The organism is Spiroplasma endosymbiont of Nomada ruficornis, from assembly GCF_964030795.1.
GTDB lineage: Bacteria > Bacillota_I > Bacilli_A > Mycoplasmatales > VBWQ01 > Spiroplasma_E > Spiroplasma_E ixodetis_A.
Genome location: NZ_OZ034962.1, coordinates 640083 through 666001, shown reverse-complemented (window position 1 = coordinate 666001; position 25919 = coordinate 640083). Strand labels below are relative to the sequence as shown.

The 25919-nt window shown below is 23.3% G+C and carries 36 protein-coding genes, 1 tRNA gene and 1 riboswitch; of the genes, 9 read left to right on the top strand and 28 right to left on the bottom strand.

The genetic code is table 4. The annotated features are described in order from the left end of the window. Positions 1–21 precede the first annotated feature (21 nt). Positions 22–300 carry a hypothetical protein gene (locus tag AAHM79_RS04060; protein WP_342257212.1) on the top strand — a complete coding sequence of 93 codons (279 nt, stop codon included), beginning with the start codon at positions 22–24 and terminating at the stop codon, positions 298–300. On the opposite strand, the gene AAHM79_RS04055 is transcribed toward AAHM79_RS04060, so the two are convergent. The 23 genes from AAHM79_RS04055 to AAHM79_RS03945 form a co-directional block, all read right to left on the bottom strand. Further along, positions 297–2321, bottom strand: a complete 2025-nt coding sequence (locus tag AAHM79_RS04055; protein ID WP_342257322.1) for a hypothetical protein — start codon at positions 2319–2321, stop codon at positions 297–299. The two genes, AAHM79_RS04060 and AAHM79_RS04055, sit on opposite strands and share 4 nt — an antisense overlap. Then, positions 2272–3510 (bottom strand): hypothetical protein, encoded by a 1239-nt coding sequence (locus AAHM79_RS04050; protein ID WP_342257210.1) that lies wholly within the window; start codon positions 3508–3510, stop codon positions 2272–2274. Before AAHM79_RS04050 ends, AAHM79_RS04055 begins: the two co-directional genes overlap by 50 nt. A gap of 13 nt (positions 3511–3523) precedes the next feature. Continuing rightward, positions 3524–3646 carry a hypothetical protein gene (locus AAHM79_RS04045; protein WP_338957828.1) on the bottom strand — a complete coding sequence of 41 codons (123 nt, stop codon included), beginning with the start codon at positions 3644–3646 and terminating at the stop codon, positions 3524–3526. A gap of 4 nt (positions 3647–3650) precedes the next feature. After that, positions 3651–5543, bottom strand: coding sequence for a hypothetical protein (locus AAHM79_RS04040; RefSeq protein ID WP_342258183.1), 1893 nt, complete (start codon positions 5541–5543; stop codon positions 3651–3653). Positions 5544–5546: 3 nt separating this feature from the next. Next, entirely contained in the window at positions 5547–7244 is a 1698-nt protein-coding gene (locus tag AAHM79_RS04035) for a hypothetical protein (RefSeq protein WP_342257321.1), read from the bottom strand. Positions 7245–7255: 11 nt separating this feature from the next. Continuing rightward, positions 7256–8440 carry a hypothetical protein gene (locus tag AAHM79_RS04030; RefSeq protein WP_338958609.1) on the bottom strand — a complete coding sequence of 395 codons (1185 nt, stop codon included), beginning with the start codon at positions 8438–8440 and terminating at the stop codon, positions 7256–7258. 18 nt (positions 8441–8458) lie between these two features. After that, positions 8459–8836, bottom strand: a complete 378-nt coding sequence (locus AAHM79_RS04025) for a hypothetical protein (protein WP_342257219.1) — start codon at positions 8834–8836, stop codon at positions 8459–8461. 16 nt (positions 8837–8852) lie between these two features. Next, entirely contained in the window at positions 8853–9044 is a 192-nt protein-coding gene (locus tag AAHM79_RS04020) for a hypothetical protein (protein ID WP_342258182.1), read from the bottom strand. A 34-nt stretch (positions 9045–9078) separates the two neighbouring features. Then, on the bottom strand, positions 9079–9237 hold the full coding sequence (locus AAHM79_RS04015) for a hypothetical protein (protein ID WP_338957552.1): 159 nt from the start codon (positions 9235–9237) through the stop codon (positions 9079–9081). Positions 9238–9252: 15 nt separating this feature from the next. Continuing rightward, positions 9253–9636, bottom strand: coding sequence for a hypothetical protein (locus AAHM79_RS04010; protein ID WP_342257220.1), 384 nt, complete (start codon positions 9634–9636; stop codon positions 9253–9255). Between the two features lie 115 nt (positions 9637–9751). Further along, complete coding sequence (locus tag AAHM79_RS04005; RefSeq protein ID WP_342257221.1) at positions 9752–10024, bottom strand: hypothetical protein; 273 nt, start codon at positions 10022–10024, stop codon at positions 9752–9754. Next, on the bottom strand, positions 9993–10268 hold the full coding sequence (locus AAHM79_RS04000) for a hypothetical protein (protein WP_338957557.1): 276 nt from the start codon (positions 10266–10268) through the stop codon (positions 9993–9995). The genes AAHM79_RS04005 and AAHM79_RS04000 overlap by 32 nt, the downstream gene beginning before the upstream one ends. After that, complete coding sequence (locus tag AAHM79_RS03995) at positions 10261–10404, bottom strand: hypothetical protein (protein ID WP_338957559.1); 144 nt, start codon at positions 10402–10404, stop codon at positions 10261–10263. The genes AAHM79_RS04000 and AAHM79_RS03995 overlap by 8 nt, the downstream gene beginning before the upstream one ends. A gap of 70 nt (positions 10405–10474) precedes the next feature. Next, positions 10475–10969 (bottom strand): hypothetical protein, encoded by a 495-nt coding sequence (locus AAHM79_RS03990; RefSeq protein ID WP_342257318.1) that lies wholly within the window; start codon positions 10967–10969, stop codon positions 10475–10477. Continuing rightward, positions 10908–11132, bottom strand: a complete 225-nt coding sequence (locus AAHM79_RS03985) for a hypothetical protein (RefSeq protein WP_342257317.1) — start codon at positions 11130–11132, stop codon at positions 10908–10910. The genes AAHM79_RS03990 and AAHM79_RS03985 overlap by 62 nt, the downstream gene beginning before the upstream one ends. A gap of 61 nt (positions 11133–11193) precedes the next feature. Then, complete coding sequence (locus tag AAHM79_RS03980; protein ID WP_342257224.1) at positions 11194–11400, bottom strand: hypothetical protein; 207 nt, start codon at positions 11398–11400, stop codon at positions 11194–11196. A 17-nt stretch (positions 11401–11417) separates the two neighbouring features. Further along, positions 11418–11579 (bottom strand): hypothetical protein, encoded by a 162-nt coding sequence (locus AAHM79_RS03975; protein ID WP_338957563.1) that lies wholly within the window; start codon positions 11577–11579, stop codon positions 11418–11420. Then, positions 11555–11875, bottom strand: a complete 321-nt coding sequence (locus tag AAHM79_RS03970; protein ID WP_342257315.1) for a hypothetical protein — start codon at positions 11873–11875, stop codon at positions 11555–11557. Before AAHM79_RS03970 ends, AAHM79_RS03975 begins: the two co-directional genes overlap by 25 nt. After that, entirely contained in the window at positions 11865–12302 is a 438-nt protein-coding gene (locus tag AAHM79_RS03965) for a hypothetical protein (protein ID WP_338957565.1), read from the bottom strand. The genes AAHM79_RS03970 and AAHM79_RS03965 overlap by 11 nt, the downstream gene beginning before the upstream one ends. A gap of 2 nt (positions 12303–12304) precedes the next feature. Beyond that, complete coding sequence (locus AAHM79_RS03960; protein ID WP_338957566.1) at positions 12305–12469, bottom strand: hypothetical protein; 165 nt, start codon at positions 12467–12469, stop codon at positions 12305–12307. 134 nt (positions 12470–12603) lie between these two features. Next, positions 12604–12798 carry a hypothetical protein gene (locus AAHM79_RS03955; RefSeq protein WP_342257314.1) on the bottom strand — a complete coding sequence of 65 codons (195 nt, stop codon included), beginning with the start codon at positions 12796–12798 and terminating at the stop codon, positions 12604–12606. 63 nt (positions 12799–12861) lie between these two features. Next, entirely contained in the window at positions 12862–13122 is a 261-nt protein-coding gene (locus AAHM79_RS03950; protein WP_342257313.1) for a hypothetical protein, read from the bottom strand. A 12-nt stretch (positions 13123–13134) separates the two neighbouring features. Beyond that, positions 13135–13266 (bottom strand): hypothetical protein, encoded by a 132-nt coding sequence (locus AAHM79_RS03945; RefSeq protein ID WP_338958910.1) that lies wholly within the window; start codon positions 13264–13266, stop codon positions 13135–13137. 503 nt (positions 13267–13769) lie between these two features. On the opposite strand from AAHM79_RS03945, the gene AAHM79_RS03940 reads away from it, so the two are divergent. The 7 genes from AAHM79_RS03940 to AAHM79_RS03910 all read left to right on the top strand — a co-directional run bounded on the left by AAHM79_RS03940 (position 13770) and on the right by AAHM79_RS03910 (position 21659). Continuing rightward, positions 13770–14486 carry an IS30 family transposase gene (locus AAHM79_RS03940; RefSeq protein WP_342258236.1) on the top strand — a complete coding sequence of 239 codons (717 nt, stop codon included), beginning with the start codon at positions 13770–13772 and terminating at the stop codon, positions 14484–14486. Between the two features lie 118 nt (positions 14487–14604). Then, a tRNA-Arg gene (locus AAHM79_RS03935) sits at positions 14605–14680 on the top strand. A gap of 36 nt (positions 14681–14716) precedes the next feature. Then, the gene (locus tag AAHM79_RS03930; protein ID WP_252319707.1) at positions 14717–15478 is read left to right on the top strand and encodes a DUF3196 family protein; all 762 of its coding nucleotides are present in this window, start codon (positions 14717–14719) and stop codon (positions 15476–15478) included. 15 nt (positions 15479–15493) lie between these two features. Beyond that, positions 15494–16804: a trigger factor gene (tig, locus tag AAHM79_RS03925; RefSeq protein ID WP_342258181.1), complete on the top strand. Its 1311-nt coding sequence runs from the start codon at positions 15494–15496 to the stop codon at positions 16802–16804. A 181-nt stretch (positions 16805–16985) separates the two neighbouring features. Beyond that, positions 16986–17684 (top strand): IS30 family transposase, encoded by a 699-nt coding sequence (locus tag AAHM79_RS03920; protein ID WP_342258180.1) that lies wholly within the window; start codon positions 16986–16988, stop codon positions 17682–17684. Between the two features lie 462 nt (positions 17685–18146). Further along, entirely contained in the window at positions 18147–20531 is a 2385-nt protein-coding gene (gene lon, locus AAHM79_RS03915) for an endopeptidase La (protein ID WP_342258179.1), read from the top strand. Between the two features lie 177 nt (positions 20532–20708). Beyond that, positions 20709–21659 carry an IS30 family transposase gene (locus AAHM79_RS03910; protein WP_342258178.1) on the top strand — a complete coding sequence of 317 codons (951 nt, stop codon included), beginning with the start codon at positions 20709–20711 and terminating at the stop codon, positions 21657–21659. On the opposite strand, the gene AAHM79_RS03905 is transcribed toward AAHM79_RS03910, so the two are convergent. From AAHM79_RS03905 to AAHM79_RS03885, 5 genes are all read right to left on the bottom strand, one after another. Beyond that, positions 21656–21895 carry a hypothetical protein gene (locus tag AAHM79_RS03905; protein WP_342258177.1) on the bottom strand — a complete coding sequence of 80 codons (240 nt, stop codon included), beginning with the start codon at positions 21893–21895 and terminating at the stop codon, positions 21656–21658. The genes AAHM79_RS03910 and AAHM79_RS03905 overlap by 4 nt on opposite strands. Positions 21896–22085: 190 nt before the next feature. Beyond that, positions 22086–22463 carry a hypothetical protein gene (locus tag AAHM79_RS03900; protein ID WP_342258176.1) on the bottom strand — a complete coding sequence of 126 codons (378 nt, stop codon included), beginning with the start codon at positions 22461–22463 and terminating at the stop codon, positions 22086–22088. Between the two features lie 46 nt (positions 22464–22509). Beyond that, on the bottom strand, positions 22510–23271 hold the full coding sequence (locus AAHM79_RS03895) for an IS30 family transposase (RefSeq protein ID WP_342258235.1): 762 nt from the start codon (positions 23269–23271) through the stop codon (positions 22510–22512). Continuing rightward, positions 23202–23600 carry a helix-turn-helix domain-containing protein gene (locus tag AAHM79_RS03890; RefSeq protein WP_342258175.1) on the bottom strand — a complete coding sequence of 133 codons (399 nt, stop codon included), beginning with the start codon at positions 23598–23600 and terminating at the stop codon, positions 23202–23204. The genes AAHM79_RS03895 and AAHM79_RS03890 overlap by 70 nt, the downstream gene beginning before the upstream one ends. Positions 23601–23676: 76 nt before the next feature. Then, positions 23677–24417, bottom strand: a complete 741-nt coding sequence (locus AAHM79_RS03885; RefSeq protein ID WP_342258174.1) for a hypothetical protein — start codon at positions 24415–24417, stop codon at positions 23677–23679. Between the two features lie 250 nt (positions 24418–24667). Continuing rightward, positions 24668–24755, top strand: a riboswitch (TPP riboswitch). Between the two features lie 61 nt (positions 24756–24816). Between AAHM79_RS03885 and AAHM79_RS03880 the strand changes: the two genes are divergently transcribed. Next, positions 24817–25863 carry an energy-coupled thiamine transporter ThiT gene (locus tag AAHM79_RS03880; RefSeq protein WP_342258173.1) on the top strand — a complete coding sequence of 349 codons (1047 nt, stop codon included), beginning with the start codon at positions 24817–24819 and terminating at the stop codon, positions 25861–25863. Positions 25864–25919 lie beyond the last annotated feature (56 nt).

The following is a 25919-nucleotide window of genomic DNA, read 5'->3' as shown; positions in this document are numbered from 1 at the left end:
GGAAAAAAGGAGATATTTATTATGAAAATATGAATAAAAACAAATTTTCAAAAAATATCATTATCATTTGCTGTAATAACTGGTGTTACCGGTTTAATCTTAGGAATAGTTTCATATAATAAAAATAATCAATTAACATATTTTTATGATTACGACCATGAAGCACACTGGGGGGCAACTATTTGAGCAAGACCAGTAAGTAATAAACATAAAATTACTCTTTACTGAGCATCAAATAAATTAACTGATGATGCAGTAAAATGAGATGGTATTTATCCAGATGGATATTTTGATAATTAAATTTCTAAATTTATATAAGAAATATTTTCATTATATTTATCAAATAAATTAATATTATTTAAATTTATTTCTTGTTTATTTGTTACTAAAATTAAATCATAATTACCAGCACCAAATAGTCCGCTAACTTCAATTCGATTTAAGTTATTAATTGGATTTTCAATTTGTAATTCAAATTCACTATTATTGTCAATTTGTAAAACTTCTTTATAAAATTCTAATTTAGAAAATAATTGTGATTTATTTGAACCATATAAATTTAAAGCATTTTCGGTTTTATTTTTATTAATAATTAATCTTGTAAAATATTTTCCATATTCACCATTACCTAATGTTCAATCTGCCGGAATTAATGATGGTATATTATTGCTTTCTAATTCATTAGTTATGGATAGTCAGTTAAATTGATTATCATCTAATTTCAATAATTCATTTTGACTAATGTCATTGTTTTTTAGTTTAATGTTATTGATATCTGTAAAATCAAAATATGCAGATTTTAATACTACTTTTATATCTTTAAATTCTCAAATCTTATCAGGTGTAGAATGTATAGGATTTGATTTTAATTCAAAATAATAAGGTAATAATAATTTATAGTCATCATTTAAACCGTTATTAATAGACATGGTTGAATAAATATTTTTTGATAGCATTATAACTATTTGTTTTAATATTTTAACTTTTGGTAAATTTGTATAGTTAGGATAATCTAATTCTCATTGTTTAAATAAATTAGTAATAACTTCATTTGGTTTTTGTCCTTCAAACTTAGCACGAATTTTATCTAAATCATTCATTTCTTTTAAAACATTACTTAATGATGCACCATCAAAGTTTCTATTATAAGTATATGTATAAGTTAACATATCTAATAATACTTTTTGTAAACTATCAATTGGTGGTCTATCTTTTATTTCTAGTTCAACATCATGAAATTTATTTGTTGTAGAAATAAATAAATTATAGTCACTTACTAAAAATCATGACTCTAATTTTTTATCTTTTAATTCTAGTTCATCAGATAATGGTCATACTTTTGAATTTTTAGAAACATCATAACCAATTTTATCATTAGTTACTCTTGCATTATTAATAATTTCTTTTCTTGTTTCTCTACCACCACCAATAGCAATTAAATCTAAAACTGATTTTTCTTGTCCTATAAATTGTTTTGCTAAATTTCAAGGTAATATTTGTTCACTAAATCATTGTTGTAATATTCTAACTTTTGGTTGAGTTTCAATAGGCATTGATAATAGCGGAAATGCTATCTTATCTTTGACAAATAACTTTGGGTATACCTCCATATTGTCGACTTCACCAAGTACCTTTATATTGCCAAAAATCATGCTTCTAGGTGCTTTAATTTTTAAACCAATAACTTTGGTGTCTTTATCTAGTGGTTTTTGTAATTTAATAATAATTGGATAACCATCTCTTGTTTTAAAGTCTTTAATTTTAATAATAGTAATACTTTTAGTACTTCTAGTTTTTGGATTTTGATAAGGTTCTGAATAATTATTAATAATATATAAATTATCAATATTATTTTCAGTTAATGGTTCATTTATACTAACTGCATATAACTTAAATTGATTTAATAAATTTATTTCTTGAAATATTAAATTTTTAATATTAGTCATACTATATTCAATTGTATTGTCATTAATATTAGTACTTGCTCTTTGATTTAATTGCATAGTAAAATCAGATGTTTCAACAGCAGTAGTTTTTAATACTTTATCAATATCAATAAAACCTATTTTAATAGTATTTGCTGAAAATCTTAAACTATTATTTTCATTATTTTTAAATAAACGTTCAATTTCATAAATATAAATTTTTCTTTTTTTAAATTCATCGTATGCTCTATTAATATCAGGGTCACTAGTAGCACTCATCATATTAGTAAAATCATAAGGAATATTATCAATTAAATAATCATTTTCTATTTCTGCTTGATTAAGTTTAGTTTGTTTCTGTGGAAACTTCGTTTGTGGTTTGTTGTTGTTTTCCATTGTTTTCTCCTATTAATTGGTTATTTTCTGGATTAAATAATTTTAATTTAACTGTTAAGTTATTAATTTCTTGTTCATCATTAATATTAAATGTTTTACTATTTAATAAATCTTTATCTAAACGTACTAATATTTGAATAAATTTAAGAATATCAATATTAAATTGTCATAATTTTTGTTCAATATAATTAATAGTTGAAATATTTACCGCTGTACTTTCGGGAACCGATTGTTGTGCTGATTTCTTTTGACTTGGTATATGAATACCACAACGTTTAAATATTTCATTAATATTTCAATCATATATATCAGTTAAATTTTTACCTTTAAAATTACTACTTGTCATATTAATATTTTCACTTTTTTCATTATTATCACCAGTAGTTTTTCAAATATAGTTGTTAGTAACTAATGTTCTTACGGCTTCATCCATTGTAGATTTAGCATTACCATAAGTTTGGTCAAAAATAAACTTTGGTGAATTTAAAATAGTATCTAAAACAATTTGTTCATAAATAACATCTAATGCTTTAATTTTATCCATTACTTTATTACAATCTGCTAACTCATTTGCTTTATTTCTCATAATTGCTATTGGAATATAATTAATATTTAATGTTTGTTCTTGTTCTAAATTAGGATTATTACTATATTCTTTAAAAGGTAAAGGAAATTGTTTTTTATTATCACTAATACTATAAATTGCACGATTAATAGTTACTTGTTCATTATTTAATTTATAAACTTCAAATAATCTTACTGTTTGTGCATTTTGTTGATAACTATCATAAAAAATAGTACATTGAATTAATTTACCAGTAATATCATAAATTCTTTGCTGTATATCTACTACTTGAAAATAAAAATCATCATTAGCAATATAAATTAAATAACCACTAATTCCTAATTTGCTTAATTTAAAAATAGAATTTCAATTCTTTCTATAAAATTCTTGTTTAATTAAATATTGTTTAATAGTTTCATTATTAATATCCAATGGAGCATTATATAAATTAGCATTATTTTCAGCAACAAAATCAGTAAAATAAGTCTCATGATTAAAATCATTAAAACCAAAATAACTTAAAATAGAAGTGTGTGTACTTTTATTTTCTAAAAAAATTAATTTAGATTTTTCTTCATTATTATTAATATTTGTTTTATCTTTTCTTGGTCAAAAAGGTTTCATTTTTTTCTCCTTTCTAAAATATTTGATTAATTTTTAAGACAATTTTTACTATAATAAATATAATTAAACCAGCAACAGCAGAAGATAATAAAACTCCAATTAAACTTAAAATAATTTTTATAATTTTTCAAATCATAATTTTATTCCTGTAATTCTTCTACTTTTCATGTATTACCTTTATCGCTACCTTTTAAAGAATAAATAGTAATAAATTTTGAGTGTTGTACTGATAAAACTAAGACATTAGTATTATTGTTAAAAACTTCTATTGGTACACCTGCTATTTTTGTATTAGTTATAATAAATTCTTTAATTGCAAAAACATTATTATATATATTTCAAGAATAATAAACTTTATATCTTTTATTAACTATAAAATCATAAGTAATTTGTCAATTATCTCATTTATTTTTTTCTCTTATTCCTACTTCTTTTCAAATTGAACTACTTGGAGGAATTGGAATTGGTTGTGGTTGTTTTTTGATAATTTCATTAATAGCACCAGCAACAGTTTTATCAGTAGTTTCTAAATTAGGAATTTCAGTACCAATAGTATTTATAGAAAAAGCATATTTGAATTGGTCTTTATCCATTTTATTGTCTAATTTTTTATCTACTTCTTCTTTTTTATAATAATCAGTTAAATCAGTTTTCCCGCAAGTAGCACTAATTTTATTATTTTCATCAATTTTAATATTTTCACCAGCAATTAACTTATCTTGTTTTTTATCTAATAATTGATTTGTTTCTAGTTTTGTATAATAATCATGTTCAGTATTTTCTTCTGCTATAAATTCAGTTGGTGTATCTATTCCTTGATATTGATATATTTCTTCTATATCACCAATTAAATTAATTTTTCCAAGTTCAGGATAAGAATTACCACCACCACTAAATTGTTTCTTTTTATTGTTATAGTAAATAGTTCCAATATTTAAAATATTTTTATTTTGTATTTGTTCTCCATAAGTCATGGAATCAACATTTAACAATTCAAATTCGTTAAAAACATTATTTAAATAAATTTTAATTACTTTATAAAATTTCATAAAGTTATTTTCTGTTGAATATTGATAACTGATTTTAATAAAATAGCATTTAAATATTTCTATATTATTATTTTCAACTTTTTTTCATAAGGGACTAGTTTCAATATTAAATCAATTATTTTTAACATCATTAATATTTTCGTTTGTTTTAATTAATTCACTATTTAATTTGGTAATTTCATTTTCATTTGTAGTAATTCGTTTTTGTTGTTTAGCAGAAAAATCACAAGTTGGTGCATGTGTATAATCACCAATTTGTGGATTGTTTTGTAAAACATCAGGTGGTAATGTTCCAATTTCATTAGGTCAATCTAAAATCATAGTTTCAGTTTTTGAGTCATATTCTGTTGCAACATAACCTTTATTTATTAAATTTGTAACTGGTCCCCTATATGTTTCATTTTTATTACCATTAATGGTATCATCATATAATTTTATTTGCTTTGATAATGTAAATTCTTTTTGTTCTTGAATTAATTCATTAACTTGGTTTCTAGTATAAAATGCTTTTAAGTCAATTTTTTCAACATCTATTTCATCATTATTATAATTTGAAAATATTTGTTTTAATTCTGTTAATCTTGCTCATATTTTCATTCTACTAGGTGCTAAATCTCAAATATTAATCGTAGGAGTACTACTTGCACTAAATTGATTACCATTATTAAATTGAATAGTAGCATCAACATTAAATTCAATTGGTGTACGATTAAATACTCAATGTTCAACCATAACATAAACCATATCTCTTAAAGTTTCTTTAATTAATTCATCTTTAAAACTATCAAAAGGAAATTTAGATAAAATAAAATCAAGATAAGCATTAATATCATTTTGAGCACGAATAGCAAATGTTTTAAATCAATCATCAACATTTGGTCATGTATTTATATATTGTCGTGGTGTTTCTGTAATTGTTCCAGTTAATGGATATCAGTTATTATAATTTTCTAAACTGACACCAGTTCAAAGTTTATTAATCATATTTTATCATTCCTTAAAAAATGCTTTTTTATAACGTTTGGTTTTTGATTTAGTTTTTCTATGTGATATATGTATAATTTCTTTTTGTAATTTTTTATTTCCTTTTTTTACAACTTGATTATATGCAAATTTTTCTAAATGTCTTAACAATCCAGTACCAAATACAGTATTAACTGATAATTTTAAACCCACCCTTTTAAATGATTTATTGACATTATCAATAGGATTATTAATAACATTAACTACTTTATGATAAGTTCTAATTGTCCTTAATATTTGCCTATAAATTTTAAAACTATCTTTAATCATTTGTTGTACAACTGGTAGAGCAAAAGCAATACTTTTTAATCATTTATTTTGACTAACTCCATATCCAATATATCAACCGCTATATCATCTATATCAATGAAATGGATGTATTTGAATAACAAAAGTTTCTGCTTTGATAATACTATCAATAACTACAATTGGTTTATATTTAGGATTACGATGATAAATAGTAATTCCACATTTATCTAATGATAAAGGTTGAATTTTACAAGCCATAAATACTGGTGAATTTAATGGAATTAATTGTGCATGTTTAATTGCTTTCTTTTCAGCACTTGTAAATACATCAATTGTTTTTTCTTTTAATTTATTAATTTTTTCAAATGCTTGTTTTTCTAATTTTTCGAATTTCTCTTGTAATTTATAAATATTTATTCTTATTTTTTCAAAATATGAAGTATCTTTTCAAAATTTATTTAAACCTTTTTTAAAATAAAATTTAATATCAAAATATTTAAAAGTTTGATTTGCTTTTAATACTAATTTATGAATTGAACTATTTTTAAAATTAAATTTAATTGCATTAGCACGAATTTTTTGTAAATCTAAAATTAAAGATTTTCCATATCTATTTTCTGCATGTATTGTATGAACTAAATTTAATCAGTCATGTTGGTTCATTTTTAATACTTCTTTTAAATCAGTATTATATTTTTGTAAAAAATTGTTTGCTTTATCAATATCTTTAATTTTAAATTTAGGAGTTAACTGTGGACTTAACTTTATTAATTCATTTTGTAATAATAAATAATTTTTTAATTCTTGTACTTCTAATTTTGCAAAATTATTTTTATATTGTCTTTCAGCAACAAAACCTAAATTTTGTATTATTGTTTCGCGATTTGGAGCATGGTTATAATTAAATAAATAACGTTTATTTCCAATAATTTTATCTGTTAAAATTTCTTTTCCACTTACTTGACTAATGATTTCTTGTAAATTTTTTGCTTTTTTAATGCCAATTTGTTCTAATGTTTTAGTTTTTTCTGCTAAACTAATAAATTTAGTTGTACGATAACCACGACTAATTCTATTAAGTCCAGCAAATGCAGGTAATATATTAAAAAAAGTATTTAATGGTGTAACATTTCCTTTTAAATAATCATAAACTTGATTAATAGTAAAATCAGTTAAAAACTCTACACCAACAGCACTAATACTAGCAAGTAAATCACTTGCACCTAAACCAAGTGCTAAACTTTCACTTAATCCACCAGTAAAAGGAGCAAGTGCTACTGCTATTACTTGTACACCAATCATTTCTAAAATTTCTCATCATCAACTTTTATGTTCTTGTTGTTGACTTGTTCTAGTATGTTTTGGTTTATTTATGTTTAAAAGTATTGCTGTACTAGTTGTACCAATTGGCATAATAATTATCCTTATTTAAGAGTTATTTTTATAGGATTTGTTGAACCTTGATAATTTTTATCAGTGTCATTAGTAGTGATTACTACATATAAATCTCCTGCTTTTTGGTTTTGATTACTTACATCCACTTGACCTTGGGCATCACTAAAATAATTAATAATTGGAGTTGTTAAATTTGGATTTAAATTATTTAGTTCAGTTGTATTTTTAATTGTTGTATCTAATAATTTATTCTTTTTAGTAGTATCAGCAGTAATATTAGTTGTTAATGTTGTAATTTCTTCACTTAAATATTTTTTATTAACAATACCACATAACATTCATCTTGATTCTGTTTCTGAGTTTGACATATAAGGAATAGATTCTCCTGTTACTTGTCCACCAACTAAATATCTTTTTGGAACTTTACCATCTTTAATATCTTCAACATATATACTAGTTTGTTGTAACATATATCTTTTCATTGCTTTTGGTGTTGCTAAAACAAAATTCATAATTTGATTTTTATTTTCAGTATTTTTAAATGTCATATAATCATCCATAACAATTTGACATAATACACCTTTAATATATAAATTTGTTCCATTTAATCTTAATTGTTGTGCTAGTTGATTATCAGTAATTAAACCTTTATTATCTGCTAAATAAACTAAAGTATCATAAAGACTATTTGTTATAAAAAATTTACAATTATTACTATTTCTTAATTGAAATAAAGTATTTCATGCTGATAACATTGATTTTAAATATCCTACTGGTGTTGTATCAGTAATGATTACTTTTTTGGCAGATTTAGCAATTGTATTTGTATCATTATTTGCTAAATAATCTGCTAAATCATTAGCAACTTCATATTGCATACTTTCTAGTAAATTTTGCCCATTATCTGCAAATAAATCAACTTCACCAATCATTTCTCCTGTACTAGCTTCTTTTGTAATTTCTTTAATAATTTTATCAGTATCAACATAACCAACTTCTAATCCTTTACTTTTATCATTTCAATGAAGTATTTTGAATGTTGGGTCTTTTGGTTTTTTAACTATAAATTCAATTTTTGTAGAATTAACCATTTCAATTGGAAAAAAACTTGCTCATGGACTATTTGATTGTTTATAAAATTCTATAAATTCAGGTGTTTCTACTAATTTTGTAGTATTATCTAAATTTTGTTTAAATGGCACTGGATTTGGCATTTTAAATTTTCCTTTCTTTTATAAATTATTTTTCTTTTTATAATCTAATAAACTACTTTTTATTGAAGTTTCTTGATTTGTTAATATTGTTTCTTGTTTACCACCTGTATTAATTGGTTCTTTAAATAGTGGTTGTTCTTTAATCATTTTTTTAATAGTTTCTTCAATTTTTGAATTTTCTATATTACTTGTTTTAAATTTTAAAAATTCATAAAATTCTTTTTTAACTTGATATTTTTTAAATATATTAATTATTTCTTTTTCTTTAATTTCTTGATTAAGTTTATTTAACTTATTTTCTAATTCAACAATCTTAATTTCTTGCTCTTGTTGTAAATTATTATTTTCAATTAAAGGTTCAGTATTTTGTTCAACATTAGTTTCATTTTCTAACATTTAAATCACACCTTTATTATTTATTTTCTTTTCCATTAATTTTTTCATTAAGTTTTGCTAATTTTTTTTGATGTTTCATCACTTTATTATTTCTTCTAATATGTTTTGGAGTTGTAATAAATCTTTTCAATCAAACAATTAATTCTCTACAAATGAATGTTCCTACACTTGTTCCAATAATAATTAATTCATGTAAAAATTCTTTCATTTTCAATTATTTCCTTTCAATTATTTATTTTTAATTATTCGTCAAATTGACCATTATTAATTCTTTCAATCATTGATTTTGAATTACTTATAATAGTTACCAATAAAGATATTTCTTTATTTAATTGTTCCATTCTTTCTTTATATGTCTGAATTTCATTGTTATAATATTCAATCAATTTTTCTTTATTCATTAGTTATCATCTCCTTTATAAACTATCATATGTAGTTGGTCTTTCATATAAAACATCACTACTTCCACTATTATTACTAATAGCATCACTATTAATTAATCTTCTTGTTTCATTTGTAAATGATGTTTCTTGCATTTCTTGATTATAATTTGTAGTTTCCATAGGTAATAAATTATGTATAATTTCACTTGCACCAGCAACTATTGTTGGTACTGCATAAGCATTATTAAAATCATTATTTATACCCATAGCTACACCACTTGAAATTAGACATCCACTAGTTGCCATATTACATATTTTTCTTATTACTTCAAATCTATTAGGTATTAGTTCACTTAACCCACCAATTAGATTTGATATACCATAAGTACTTAAACTAATATATGTATCTCAATCCATTTGTTGTTTATTATCATTAGTTAATAATAATGGTCATGGTGGTGTTTCTGTGGTAGTAGTTGTTAATCAAGGTGGTGGTTCAGGATTAGGATTGATTTTTGTAAATTTTGCATAATTAATTAAACCAATAGTTCCTAAACCTAATAATATTTTTTTTACTTGAATTTAATATTTTCTTTTTAGTACTTGGCATTTGATTTAAGTTTCATATATCAATTCCTAACTTTTTACTAAATAATAAAGCATTAATACTTCCTAATACTGGATTACCAATAATTTGACCATAATAAGCACTTGTACCAATCATTGCTGATAATGGACTTATTCCAATTCTTATTATTTTTAATAAAGTATAGTTATTTGATTGTACATTCGTGTCATTTGGCATTTTCATTTACTCCTTCATTTTTTGGTTTAATAAACACTTCAACTCAACCTGTATAGTGAACGTTATCACCAACTAAAATAGCAGTATTTGCATGTGGTTGAGAAACAACTAAATATTCAGCAATAACATTAGGATATTTTCATAAAATAATTGCTTTTATATCATTACTATCTGTTAAATCTTTGGGATTTGGTGAAAATATTTCTATTTTATCTTGACCAAATAAATCTGTTAATTTAGTCATTATCAAATTCACCTTTTTCTATTTTTTCAATTAATAAATTTAAAATATTTTTGTCCAAATCAGAGTTTGTATAATTAATTTTTTTAGTTCATTTAATTATATCTTTCATATATTTAAGTAATTTTTCTTTATTCATTATTTATTCTCCTTATTTAAATAATATCAACCAATTAATAAACTATCTGCTTCATCATGATTTGATATTTTTATATTTCAATTATTTCTTTAATAATTTCTTCAGCAACATATATACTTAGTTCTTTATCTCAAGGTCTTAATCAAAAAATAGGTGGGTCATAACGTTCATATCATTTCTTTCATTCACTTGGACTTATTAACATATCTTTTGTTAATAATTTATTAAATTGTCCTGCAATAAAACCACGTAAATGTTCTTGAGTTTCATAACCAATACCATTTTTTGAATTAAAAGTACCACGTTCAATAATTAAATCCAATTCATTATCATTAACTTTTATATCTCAATAAAATTTTCTTTGTCCATCATATTCTTTTAAATTATAACTTTTAACAAATATTGGTTTTCAATTTCAAAAATCATATTTATCATGTAAATAAACTTTTTTTCATAAAGTAAATCCAGTATTTTTAATACTTGGGTCAATTGAAAGTAAATAATTAGTCATTATCAAATCACCGGTCTTTAATTCTGGTTTTAATTGGTTTATAAACTTCTTCATAATATCCGTTTAAGCGATATGTGTTTTTAAGATATTGCATAAATCTTTCTTTATTAATACAATTTTTATGTCTTGATTTATTAATTTCATCAACTTTATTTCTATGTTCTTTATCACCTTGATAACAATGTTCACATACATTTCTCAGCAGTTTTTTTCGCAAGTAAATAAATCATGTTTTTTATCACATACACAACAATCTTCACAACATACTTCTTTATTCATTATTTATTCTCCTTTCTATTATTTCTTTCTTGCTTTATTAAGAAATTTATTGAAATAATTTGATTATCACCATCACCTAATTTTTTTAAAAGATATTCATATCTTTTCTTAAAATCTTCACTATCAATATCTCTATCTTGGTAAATTATTTTTTTCAATTTTTTTATTTTATACAAGGTTTTTGGAGAATATATTTCTCCATGCATGCAAAGAAAACATTTCATTATTTATTCTCCTTATTTTCAATTTGATTAGCAATTTCACTTAATATTTTTAATACTTTATATTCATTTTTTAATTCTTTAATAATAAATATTAAAAATATTATTAGTGTTATACTTGTTATTAATATTGGTGCTATTAATAAAATTTCTCATCATATCATTTTTTACTCTTTTCATTTTTTAAATCATTTAACATTAATTGAACAAAATACACGATTTTAGGAATGTTTAAAGTATTAAAAATTTGACCAGTGACAATAATTTCATCGTTTTTGTTTAATAAAATACATCGGTTATAAAATTTTGGATTATTAAAAATTAAAGTAACATAGTTTAAACCATTTCATTGACCACGAACACTATAATATAATTCTTTATTACCTTTTTCGTAATATTTTGCTTCAATAGTGTTACTTAGTTTTACTGTTAATTTGACATAATTGGCTTTATCTTTCATTTTTATAATTCCTTAAATAGTATTGAATGTGTTTATATGCATCTTGTTCATGTTTTGTTAATTTTATATTTCCTTTATAATTTGTTATTTTATTTTTATTTTTTGGTTGGTTTTCTAGATAATCTCAGTTGAAAACATCTTGTACTAATACCATTAATGAACCAATAATTTTAGGAGTTGCTAATGGATTAGTTAATAATTGTTTTGAACTTAAAAAGAAATTTTCTACAATAACTAATATTTTGTTTTCAAAAAATTGTTCTTTGATTATTGATAATATTCTTTTATAACGATTTTTACTTTCAAAAACATGTGTTGTGTTGAATGTTTCTGTATAAATAATCCTATTTGTTTCATTTGAATATATAACAATTCCATTATTACCAATACCAGCGGGGTCAATCCCAATAATTAAGTCATATTGCATTATTAATCAAATTCACCATTTTTAATTTTTTGATTTAATTGAGATATAAGATTTAATCTTCCATTAAAACAACTTTTTCAAAGTTTAGTTACTTTTTCATCGTCTCTCATTTCTTTATTTCATTCTCATTCATCTTTAAGATATTCAAGTATTTTTTCTTTATTCATATTTATACCTCCTACTTAACCTAATATTTAAAATACAGTCATAACAAATTGCTTTACTATTTTTATCTCTTAAAAAATATTTTCTTGTTTTTATATCATTAGTATTAAAGAATAAATAATCTAATTTATTTTGTTTACATGTTCAACAAAAATACTTTTTCATTATGAGTTGAAATTTCCTTATAAGAAGTAACTATATAATTAATTGGTAAATCATCATGTTTATATGGATTATTTATTTTAAAACCTTTTCTGTTTTCTTCTCACGTAATGTTATATTTAAAACAAGGATTAGTAATTTTAGTTTTGTTATCTGTTATTTCACCCATAAATCAACTATTATGCTGTTCATAAAATGTTAATTGTTCAAGTTTTATATCATTAAGATAATATTATTTTGGAGCAGTTGGTTTATTAACAGTTATTTTTTGGTCTTTAATATATGGTTCTAATAACTTTATTAATTCATTACCACTTAATTCTTTTTTAATATTTTCTAAATTAAAAACTCAATATGTGCAACTGTTATCAACAATAAAAGAATTATTTTTAATCATTCATTTTGGAAGAGATAATTTATATTCAACATAATCAATAAGAATAGATGGTGGTTTATCTTTAACAATTTGTTCTTTTTTAAATTCTATTTGCATAATAATCCTTTCCTAATATGTTCTGTTGCTTCTAGCATAAAGAACATATATTTTTATTCTTAGATTATTAATAATACTACTATTTGTTTTATTCATTCCAGCAATTCTGGGCTCAAAAATAAATTGTGAAATTTTAAAAAACATTGAGGCATTCGATTCAATATTTATTTAATTTGCGTTTAGCAAATTAATATTTTAATTGAACCGGTCCCGCTCAATTTTTTTTACAAGTTTGAAATTTATTTTCTCGCCCAAAAATTTTTCAAAAAAAAATAAAAAATAAAACCAACACTTGCTCACTTGGTAGTGGCAAGGTTGGTTAAATAAAGAATAATAGTTGGTCCCCACTCCGGGTCTATATATACTAGTTTCCAATTCGCTCCCACCCCAAGAATTACCATTTCTGGTTAGTATATTTTATTAGGTATCACTCCACTTTTTATTTATCCATGCAAGTCCACATGCTAGCTACTATTTTTAACAACTATGTTGTAGTTCACTTTTTTATTTCCCTAACACGTGTTGATAATAGTGCTAAAGACGGTTATTAAAAATTTTAAAATTTTACAATTACAAAAAAAGACAAGAATTTTATTCTCGTCTTTTGTCATTTATTTTTTAATTTAATAGTTTAAAAAAGAAAGGAGTTATTTTTAAAAATTTTTATTTATCGACATCTTCGGTACGCTCCCCAAATTTATGGCAGAATTAAAAATTTTCATAAAGAGTGAGTTATTAGTTTTAAAACAATTTATACTTGAATTTATTTTGGAATGCTTGATAAAGTTACTAGTAAAAATTTAAGAAGAAAAGGTAAAAAACGAAAATCTAAAGAAAATCGTGGCAAGTTTAATGGTAAATCAATTAAAGAACGAGATATAAATGTTAATGATCGTATAACACTTGGTCATTGAGAAGGAGATACTATAGTATCATCACGAGGTAAAAGCAAATCATGTTTAATAACTTTAGTTGAAAGAGTATCGCGATTTACTTTAGCAATATTAGTTAAAAACAGAACTACTAAAGTTATTAATAAAAATGTCAGTTATTATTTATCAATTCTTCCTAAAAACATTGTTAAAACTATTACTTTTGATCGTGGCAAAGAATTTTCAAATTGACAACAACTTGAAAAAAATTTAGATGTAAAAATTTATTTTGCCAATCCATATTCACCTTGACAAAGAGGTACTAATGAAAATACTAATGGTTTAATTAGAGAAAAATTTCCTAAAAAATTTATTTTTTCAAAAACTAATAAAAATGAAGTTCATAAATTTATATTGTCTTTAAATCAAAGACCGAGAAAAATACTAAATTATCTTTCACCAATCGAATATTTGGATAGAAAAATAATTTAGTTGCACTTACCTTTACAATTTAGCAAATATAATAATATTATTTTTTTATTGAAAAGTAACCAATTAATAATTGCATTTTTTAATCAAACAAGTTAAGATTACTTATGGTAAATGTTATGCCCACGTAGCTCAGTGGATAGAGCACCGCCCTTCTAAGGCGGGGGTCAGAAGTTCGAATCTTCTCGTGGGCGCCATTAAATTTTAAAATACTAAGAAGGTTTAACTAAATAATGATAAATCATGACAATTATTATCAAGACATTATTGGTAAAATTAACCACCTCATTAGTGAAAATAAATGAGATCAAGCAATGAAGTTGGTCAAACATGAATTAGAGATGCCTTATATTCCTATTCATCATGAAATTACATTACAAGAGTTACATCATAATATTACTACTCATATTAGATTAAATAGTAAAAATGAAAGTCATGAGTGAAATTTAGAGAGAATAAGTCGTGTATTAATGAATCCATTTGATGAAGATCTTCATCCGGTGGCATTTTATTATTTACAAAGTCATAATGCTAGGTTAATTTTGCCAACAATTAAGATTTATCTTACAAATAAAAATATAAATAATATAAATAAAACACAACTATTATTTATATTAAATAATCAAGGTATTGATGAAGAAATAGAAGTAATAAAAGGTCATGATACATTTAAAATTAATCCAAAAAAAATAACACAATGACAAGAATCACTCGTTTATTTAAAAATTACAAAAATATTTGAAGATGAAGTTCATATTGATAATCCAGGTATTTATGGTATTTGCTTATTTTTATTGGATAGTTATTTTGAGAATTTGTTTCCAACATTACCTAATAAAAATCAAGCAGCAGCATTAGCAGCTGCTTTGTATATTCGTGCTTGTAGTTTCCAGTTTATTAGTGTAAAATTGGTAGAAAGTGCTAAAAAATTTAAAACTACTACTACTTTAATAAAAAAATACTTAAGTATTATGATTCAACAACAAATTACATAAGGAGAGATTTGAAAAATGACATTAAATATTATAAAAGATGAAAAAAATGGTCTTGGAAAATGACATGTTACCATTGATGCTAAAACTTGAAAAGATCAATTGGCAAAAGCTGAAAATAAATTGATTGCACAAGTAGAAATTCCTGGATTTCGTAAAGGAAAAGTTCCTACTAAAATGGCTAAAAAACATGTAACTGAAGAACAAACTTTACAAACAGCAACTAAAGCAGTTATTACTATTGCTTATGATTTTGCCTTAAAACAAAAACCTAACTTAATGCCTACTAATCAACCCGAAGTTAATGTGGAAAAATCTACTATTAAAGAGTGTGAAATAATGTTTGTATTTGATTTACCAGCAGAAATTACTATTGGTAAATATCGTGGTATTGATATAGTAAAACCTGTAGCAACTGTTAATCAAGAAGAAATTGATACTCAAATTAAACTATTACAAGATCGTTTTGCTATTTTTAATCCAAAAGAAAAAGGAAAATTAGAAAAAGATGATACTGCAGTTTTTAATTTCACTGGTTTTTTAGACGGTAAAAAATTCCCTGGCGGTGAAGCTAAAAACATGGAATTAGAAATTGGTTCTGGTAAATTTATTCCTGGTTTTGAAGAAGGAATGATCGGTATGGAACCTAAATCTAAAAAAACTATTGAAGTAACTTTCCCAGAAGATTATCATGTTCCAAATTTAAAAGGTCGATTAGTACAATTTGAAATTGAATTAAACGAAATAAAAACAAAAGTTATTAATGAAGATTTAGAAGAATTAGTAAAAGATGTTAACATTCCAGATCTTACTACTACTGAACAATTATTAGAAAATATTAAAAAACAAATTGAAGTACAAAAAACAATGACAATTAAGGAACAATTTATGGAAGAACTTATTGCTAAAATTGTTAAAGATTCAAAAATAATAATTCCAAATTTTGCTGTTCAAAATGAAACTGAACGTTTAGAAAATGAATTTAAAAAACAATTAGCTAATCAAAACTTTACAATTGAAAACTATATGGCAGCAACTGGTTTATCTCATGAAGAAATTATTAATGAAATAAAAAAGGATGCAATTATGCAACTTCAGAATTTTTTAGTTATTGAAGAAATTATTAAACAAGAAAAAATAGAAATTACCGAAGAAGAAGTTCAAAAACAATTAACAACATTTGCCGACCAATTTAAAATAAGTATTGAAGAAGTTAAAGCAAATATTAAAGATTTAAGTTTAGTTACTACTACCATAAAACGTAATAAAGCCTTTGATTTATTATGAGAAAGTAACGGTAAAAACCAAAAGCAAACAACAAGTGCTTAATTTAATTTGATAATTATTATATAACCTAATTACCAATTTAATAATTAGGTTATTTTATCGTTTATTTTTTTCAAAAAGCTGAATTATACTTGTAAGTGCAAGTAAATAAAATTGCAAAAAATTCTCATATAAAAATTTCATAATGCTAAATTTAGTTTAGAAAAAAGTAAGGAGTTTTTATATGAGTTATAAACATCTTGGCATATATGAAAGGATTTATATTGAGAATCAATTGAAATTTAAATTTAAAATTAGTGAAATAGCTAAAAATCTTAATCGAAGTATTAGTACTATTATTCGAGAAATTAATAGAAATAAAGATAATAATCATTATTTTTCATTAATTGCACAAAATAAAGCTGAAAATCGAAAACAATCACATATTAGTTTTCATAAGTTTAAAAATAAGAATTTAGTAAAATATGTACAACAAAAATTACTATTAGGTTGATCACCTGAACAAATTTATGGCAGAATTAAAAATTTTCATAAAGAGTGAGTTATTAGTTTTAAAACAATTTATACTTGAATTTATTTTGGAATGCTTGATAAAGTTACTAGTAAAAATTTAAGAAGAAAAGGTAAAAAACGAAAATCTAAAGAAAATCGTGGCAAGTTTAATGGTAAATCAATTAAAGAACGAGATATAAATGTTAATGATCGTATAACACTTGGTCATTGAGAAGGAGATACTATAGTATCATCACGAGGTAAAAGCAAATCATGTTTAATAACTTTAGTTGAAAGAGTATCACGATTTACTTTAGCAATATTAGTTAAAAACAGAACTACTAAAGTTATTAATAAAAATGTCAGTTATTATTTATCAATTCTTCCTAAAAACATTGTTAAAACTATTACTTTTGATCGTGGCAAATAATTTTCAAATTGACAACAACTTGAAAAAAATTTAGATGTAAAAATTTATTTTGCCAATCCATATTCACCTTGACAAAGAGGTACTAATGAAAATACTAATGGTTTAATTAGAGAAAAATTTCCTAAAAAATTTATTTTTTCAAAAACTAATAAAAATGAAGTTCATAAATTTATATTGTCTTTAAATCAAAGACCGAGAAAAATATTAAATTATCTTTCACCAATCGAATATTTGGATAGAAAAATAATTTAGTTGCACTTACCTTTACAATTTAGCAAAAGTAAAAATTATCAAAAAAAAATAATTGTAATAAAATACTACTAGTATAAATTAAATATGAATTAATAAGTGCTGCTGTAATAGTATAGTATAAATCAAAAATTAGATATTTTAGCAATTAACTATTGCAAGTGCTAATGTTTTATATTATAATCCAGTTAATACATTATTTGAGGTGAGACAATGAAGATAAAAAATATTACTAATATTCCAGTACTAGTAACAAGAGGAAGTTTTGTTTTCCCAACAGTTGAAATAGAACTAGAAGTTGGCAGACATAAATCAGTAGCGGCAATTAATGAATCGGTAGCTAAGTTTAATTCAGAAATTATTTTAGTTTCGCAAAAGGATCCGAAAGTAGATAATCCGCAATTAAGTGAAGTCTACAATCATGGTACTTTGTGTAAAGTGCAAATTCAAAAAAGTCATAATGATGGTACACTTACCGTATCTTTTTATGGACAACAAAGAGTTAAAGTTTCTAAGTTTTATGATGATAAATTTTATACAGGAGATGCTGAAACTTTAGTTAGTCCTAATGTTTCAAAATCATTAGAAGAAGAGTTGATTCAAAGAATTGTAAATAATTTACAACAGATTTTAGATGTTCATGGTTCAATTCCACAAGGTGTAATTAGTCAAATCACCGATGGAATGAAAACTAGTGAAATTATTGATAAAATGGCTCAATTTTTACCATTTTTAACTATCAATAAACGCCAAGAAATTTTACAAGAAACTGATATTAATAAACGTTTAGATTTATTATTGAAAGATGTTGGTGGTCAAAAACAAGTTGGTGCCATTGAAAAGGATTTAACAGCTAAAATTAAAGATCGTATTGATGAACAACAACGTGAATATTATTTACGAGAAAGATTGCGTGCTATTAAAGAAGAATTAGGCGAAATTGATGGTAAGTCTAATGAAATGAAATGTTATTTAGAACGCTTAGAAACAGAAGAGTTTCCTGAAGCAATCAAAACGCGTGTTAAAGAAGAAATTAGTCGTTATGAAGATATGCCGCAAGCTTCAAGTGAATCAAATATAATTCGTACATACATTGATTGAATGATGACTTTACCTTGATTTCAAAAAAGTGAAGAAAAATTTGATTTAATTAATGCAAAAAAAATTCTTGATAAATATCACTATGGTTTAGAAAAAGTTAAAGAAAGAATTATTGAATATCTTGCTGTTAAAAAAATGGCTAAGGCAATGCCAGGACAAATTATTTGTTTAGTTGGCCCTCCTGGTGTTGGTAAGACTTCTTTAGCTAAATCAATTGCTGAAGCGATGGGGCGTACTTTCGTTAAAGTTTCACTTGGTGGAGTTAAAGATGAATCTGAAATTCGTGGTCATCGTAAAACTTATATTGGTGCGATGCCAGGAAGAATTATCCAAGGTATGAAACGTGCTAAAGTTATTAATCCATTATTTTTATTAGATGAAATTGATAAAATGTCATCTGATTATCGTGGTGATCCAGCTAGTGCTATGTTAGAAGTATTAGATCCTGAACAAAATGCTAATTTTTCAGATCATTATATTGAAGAAAATTATGATTTATCACAAGTTATGTTTCTAGCAACAGCTAATTATATGGAAGGTATCCCTGAACCATTAAAAGATCGAATGGAAATTATTGAACTTTCTTCATATACAGAATTAGAAAAACTTGAAATTGCAAAAAAATATTTAATTCCTCGTGTTATTGAAATTACTGGTTTAAATAATAAAATGTTAAAATTTAAACCAAATTCAATTGAAGAAATAATTAAATATTATACAAGAGAATCAGGTGTTCGACAGTTAGAAAGATTATTAAATAAAATTGCTCGTAAATTTATTGTTAAACTTTTAAATAAAAAAATTAGTACTGAAGAAATTGTTGCTGATAATGTTAAAGATTATTTAGGAAAACAAATTTTCGATTATACTAAAAAAGAAAATGAATCACAAATTGGAGTGGTAACTGGTCTTGCTTATACTCAATATGGTGGTGATATCTTACCAATTGAAGTAAACTACTTTAAAGGAAAAGGTAATTTAGTATTAACTGGTAAATTAGGTGAGGTCATGAAAGAATCTGCTACTATTGCTTTAGATTATATTAAAGCAAATGCTATTACTTTCAATATTCCTGATACTTTCTTTGCAGAAAATGGTATTCATATTCATGTTCCTGAAGGAGCAGTGCCAAAGGATGGTCCAAGTGCTGGTATTACTTTAACAACTGCAATTATTTCTGCTCTGACAAGTAGACCTGTATCAAAAGATATTGGTATGACAGGTGAAATTACACTTCGTGGTCATGTATTACCAATTGGTGGATTAAAAGAAAAATCAATTTCTGCTCATCGTAGTGGACTAAAAACAATTTTAATTCCAAAAGCTAATATAAAAGACTTAGAAGATATTCCAGAAGAAGTAAAGAAAAAATTAAATATTGTTTCAGTTGAATTTTATTCTGAAGTATATGATTTTATTTTTAATAAACATAAATCAAAAATTCACTCACCTATTAATAATATTAAACCAACTTCAAGTATTATTGATGAAGGTTAAAATCTAATTAAATTATTAATAATTATAACTTTAAAAAAAGTAAATACTAAAAACAAGTATTTACTTTTTTTATGCTGAATTATACTTGTAAGTGCAAGTAAATAAAATTGCAAAAAATTCTCATATAAAAATTTCATAATGCTAAATTTAGTTTAGAAAAAAGTAAGGAGTTTTTATATGAGTTATAAACATCTTGGCATAGATGAAAGGATTTATATTGAGAATCAATTGAAATTTAAATTTAAAATTAGTGAAATAGCTAAAAATCTTAATCGAAGTATTAGTACTATTATTCGAGAAATTAATAGAAATAAAGATAATAATCATTATTTTTCATTAATTGCACAAAATAAAGCTGAAAATCGAAAACAATCACATATTAGTTTTCATAAGTTTAAAAATAAGAATTTAGTAAAATATGTACAACAAAAATTACTATTAGGTTGATCACCTGAACAAATTTATGGCAGAATTAAAAATTTTCATAAAGAGTGAGTTATTAGTTTTAAAACAATTTATACTTGAATTTATTTTGGAATGCTTGATAAAGTTACTAGTAAAAATTTAAGAAGAAAAGGTAAAAAACGAAAATCTAAAGAAAATCGTGGCAAGTTTAATGGTAAATCAATTAAAGAACGAGATATAAATGTTAAGGATCGTATAACACTTGGTCATTGAGAAGGAGATACTATAGTATCATCACGAGGTAAAAGCAAATCATGTTTAATAACTTTAGTTGAAAGAGTATCACGATTTACTTTAGCAATATTAGTTAAAAACAGAACTACTAAAGTTATTAATAAAAATGTCAGTTATTATTTATCAATTCTTCCTAAAAACATTGTTAAAACTATTACTTTTGATCGTGGCAAAGAATTTTCAAATTGACAACAACTTGAAAAAAATTTAGATGTAAAAATTTATTTTGCCAATCCATATTCACCTTGACAAAGAGGTACTAATGAAAATACTAATGGTTTAATGAGAGAAAAATTTCCTAAAAAATTTATTTTTTCAAAAACTAATAAAAATGAAGTTCATAAATTTATATTGTCTTTAAATCAAAGACCGAGAAAAATACTAAATTATCTTTCACCAATCGAATATTTGGATAGAAAAATAATTTAGTTGCACTTACCTTTACAATTTAGCATTTTATTTATTTTTTTATTTATTTTTTTATTTATTTTTTTATTTAAAAATTGATAATGATTTTGAGTATTTTTTTTATTATTTTCTCAAAAGTCAAAAATATCATTGTAATCTTTACTATAAGTTTCAATTGGAAAATGTAAATAAAGATTAATAATATGATAGTTATCTGCTATAAAGTTAACTTCTCTTTCTAAGTCATTAATATCCATTTTTTAATGTCTCCTCTTTTAAAAAATAAAAAACCCTTTACTTTTAAAATAAAGTAATGGGTTAAAACTTTGATCAAGTTTGTTTTTATATTATATATTATTTTAATTTTATAATTCAAAAATTAAATTATAAATAATAAAAGTGTTGTTATTAATAATTATTTAAACTTTTATATAAAAATGTTTAAAATTAGAAAATTGTGCATGGTGGACAACATTTTTTACCATATTGCATATTAATTAATTCTTCTGAATTTATACTATTTATATCATCATTAGTTATTAGAAAAGTACTATCTTTTAAATATTGATCTTCATTATTTAACTGTTGGATATTAAAATTAAATTCTAGATTTCCATTTTCAATTTCATCTAAATCTTCTTCATAATCTACTAATATTTTTTGTTTTAAGTTAATAATTTTTTCATTGATTAAAGCAATTTCTTTTAATAACTTTTCTTTATTATTAAGACTAAAATTTTTGTTAAATGGATTCAAACTTTTTTCTAATTCTTTTTTCTCTTTTTTTAATTTTTTTATTTCTTTTTTTTGTACATTTTTTTTCATAATTTTCTCCTTTTTTAAAAATGCTAAATTGTAAAGGTAAGTGCAACTAAATTATTTTTCTATCCAAATATTCGATTGGTGAAAGATAATTTAATATTTTTCTCGGTCTTTGATTTAAAGACAATATAAATTTATGAACTTCATTTTTATTAGTGCTAAATTGTAAAGGTAAGTGCAAATAAATTATTTTTCTATCCAAATATTCGATTGGTAAAAGATAATTTAATATTTTTCTCGGTCTTTGATTTAAAGACAATATAAATTTATGAACTTCATTTTTATTAGTTTTTGAAAAAATAAATTTTTTAGGAAATTTTTCTCTAATTAAACCATTAGTATTTTCATTAGTACCTCTTTGTCAAGGTGAATATGGATTGGCAAAATAAATTTTTACATCTAAATTTTTTTCAAGTTGTTGTCAATTTGAAAATTCTTTGCCACGATCAAAAGTAATAGTTTTAACAATGTTTTTAGGAAGAATTGATAAATAATAACTGACATTTTTATTAATAACTTTAGTAGTTCTGTTTTTAACTAATATTGCTAAAGTAAATCGTGATACTCTTTCAACTAAAGTTATTAAACATGATTTGCTTTTACCTCGTGATGATACTATAGTATCTCCTTCTCAATGACCAAGTGTTATACGATCATTAACATTTATATCTCGTTCTTTAATTGATTTACCATTAAACTTGCCACGATTTTCTTTAGATTTTCGTTTTTTACCTTTTCTTCTTAAATTTTTACTAGTAACTTTATCAAGCATTCCAAAATAAATTCAAGTATAAATTGTTTTAAAACTAATAACTCACTCTTTATGAAAATTTTTAATTCTGCCATAAATTTGTTCAGGTGATCAACCGATCAACCTAATAGTAATTTTTGTTGTACATATTTTACTAAATTCTTATTTTTAAACTTATGAAAACTAATATGTGATTGTTTTCGATTTTCAGCTTTATTTTGTGCAATTAATGAAAAATAATGATTATTATCTTTATTTCTATTAATTTCTCGAATAATAGTACTAATACTTCGATTAAGATTTTTAGCTATTTCACTAATTTTAAATTTAAATTTCAATTGATTCTCAATATAAATCCTTTCATCTATGCCAAGATGTTTATAACTCATATAAAAACTCCTTACTTTTTTCTAAACTAAATTTAGCATTATGAAATTTTTATATGAGAATTTTTTGCAATTTTATTTACTTGCACTTACAAGTATAATTCAGCTCAGCATCTTTATTTCAATCTGGAAAATCATTTTCTAAATTATCAAGACGATTATTTGGATAATATTTCTCATCTTCTGTTATTATTCTTACTGATTCAAAATCAAATCAATTAAATGGTTTTTCATAAAGTACAATTTCTATACGTTCTTTTCTAGAACTATCTGTATATACTTTTTCAATTTTTGAAAAATTATCTCAAATTGTTTTACCTACTTGTTGTATTTCTTTTCATGTTCATGGAAAAATTGCAGGAATTGAAATATCATTAGAATTATATCGTTGCATCATATCCTCTTTAAATTTTTCGCCAAGTTCTCATGCAGGATTATCTTTTCAATAATGATAATCAGCTATTATTCCTTCAAAAGTTTTTGGTGTAAATGAACAAGTTACTTTACCTCAACTACCCCTTATTTCGTTTTTACCATTTAATGTTCTTTTTAATCGATTTCTGTGTTTTTCATGACGATGTTTATTCATATTTATTTTGCTATTTGTTGTTGGGTGGTTAATAATAAAATCTGTTTGATTATTACTTGCAAAATTTAATTGTTGATTTACTAAATCTAAACTAGTCGTATTTTTTCTAACTCAATTTTTAATATTTGAATTATCAATTGACTTACCATTAATACCTTGTATTTTATTATTTAAAAGTGGAGCAGTTAATAATCACAATTTAAATCAATAACTTGAACTAAAATATTTCATAATTTTGTTCTCCTTTGAAAGTAAATATAAAAATATTTACTTTCAAAACAAAGCAACTTTTATTTGTTAAATTTTACTTCTTTTTTATTTTTTTTGATAAATATTTTTGGGAAATTTTCACTCGATATTGACAATAAAAATAGAGCAAATTTTAATTTAAACTAAAAATCATAAAAAAAAATATATTTTATATTTAAAAAAATATTTTGAATGTTATAATAGTAGTAAATATGGATTAATTTGCATATATTATATAAAGCAGGGGTGGCATTGCCTGAGAAATACCCTATAACCTGATCTAGTTAGTACTAGCGGAGGTAGACTTTATTTTTTATATTTTAAAAAATGATAACTCCTTTTTTGTTATGTAAGATAAATTAAAGGAGTTATCATTTTATTATGTTTAAAGAACAACTATTAACAACTATCAATTATAATAAAGTTAAAAGCAAACTGGAGGTAGGAATGTTAATTAAAGCATCAGCCATTTTTAGTTTAATTACTCTTCTAACATTAACAGTTATTATTAGTATTTTACCTGCTAGTAGTATTAATCACTTTTTTAAAGTTACTACTATTACTGGTTGACAATTTTATAGCAGTAAAATTTATTTAATATTAATTCTTTGTTTATTATTAATTTCATCAATTTTATTATCTGTTATTACATGAACAGTTAAAATAGAAGATATTCATAAAAATATTGTTATTGTTACATTACTATCAATTTTTAGTATCAATCCCATTGCATTAATTTTTAATTTAATTAAACATTATCAATGACAAAAAGAAGAAACTTTTGCCATTTTAAAAACAAGATGATGAACTAATTTTAAATTTGCATTTGGTATTAAACGATGATTAGTTATTGATTATACAATTATTGGTTTATTTACTGGTGTAACTATTGCTTGTGCTTTTATTGAACAAAATTTATTACCAAAAATGCCATACGGCGGCGGTATTGCTATTAAATATGTACCTTTAATGGTTATTAGTTATATTATTGGCTTTGCAGGTGGATGATTAACGGGTATGATTAGTGCTTTAATGTCATTATTATTTATTAGTGGTGGTTATGTTATTAGTGCTTGAAGTTATTTATTAGATTATTTTTTGCCAATGACAACACCCGCTATTATTTCATTATTACGTTTTAATTTAAAATCTGATAAATCAATTTTTACTTATATTAATTATTTTTTACATTGTTTTTTAGTTTGTTTAATTATTTATTTTTGACAAACAATAGTAGGATATTTTATTTGATCACAAATTACTAATGCTGATGGAAGTAAAAATATTTGATCAGGATTTAATCCTCTTTTTTACTCATTAGTTTACAATTTTATTCATATTTTTTTGTTTACTTATCCAATTATGCAATTAACAATACCTTTTATTTATCGTGGTTTAGTTAGTCACTATGTAGAAAGATATCGTTAGAATAGTAATTCCAATTACTATTTCTTTTTTTAAATAGCGTTATAATATTAATTGAT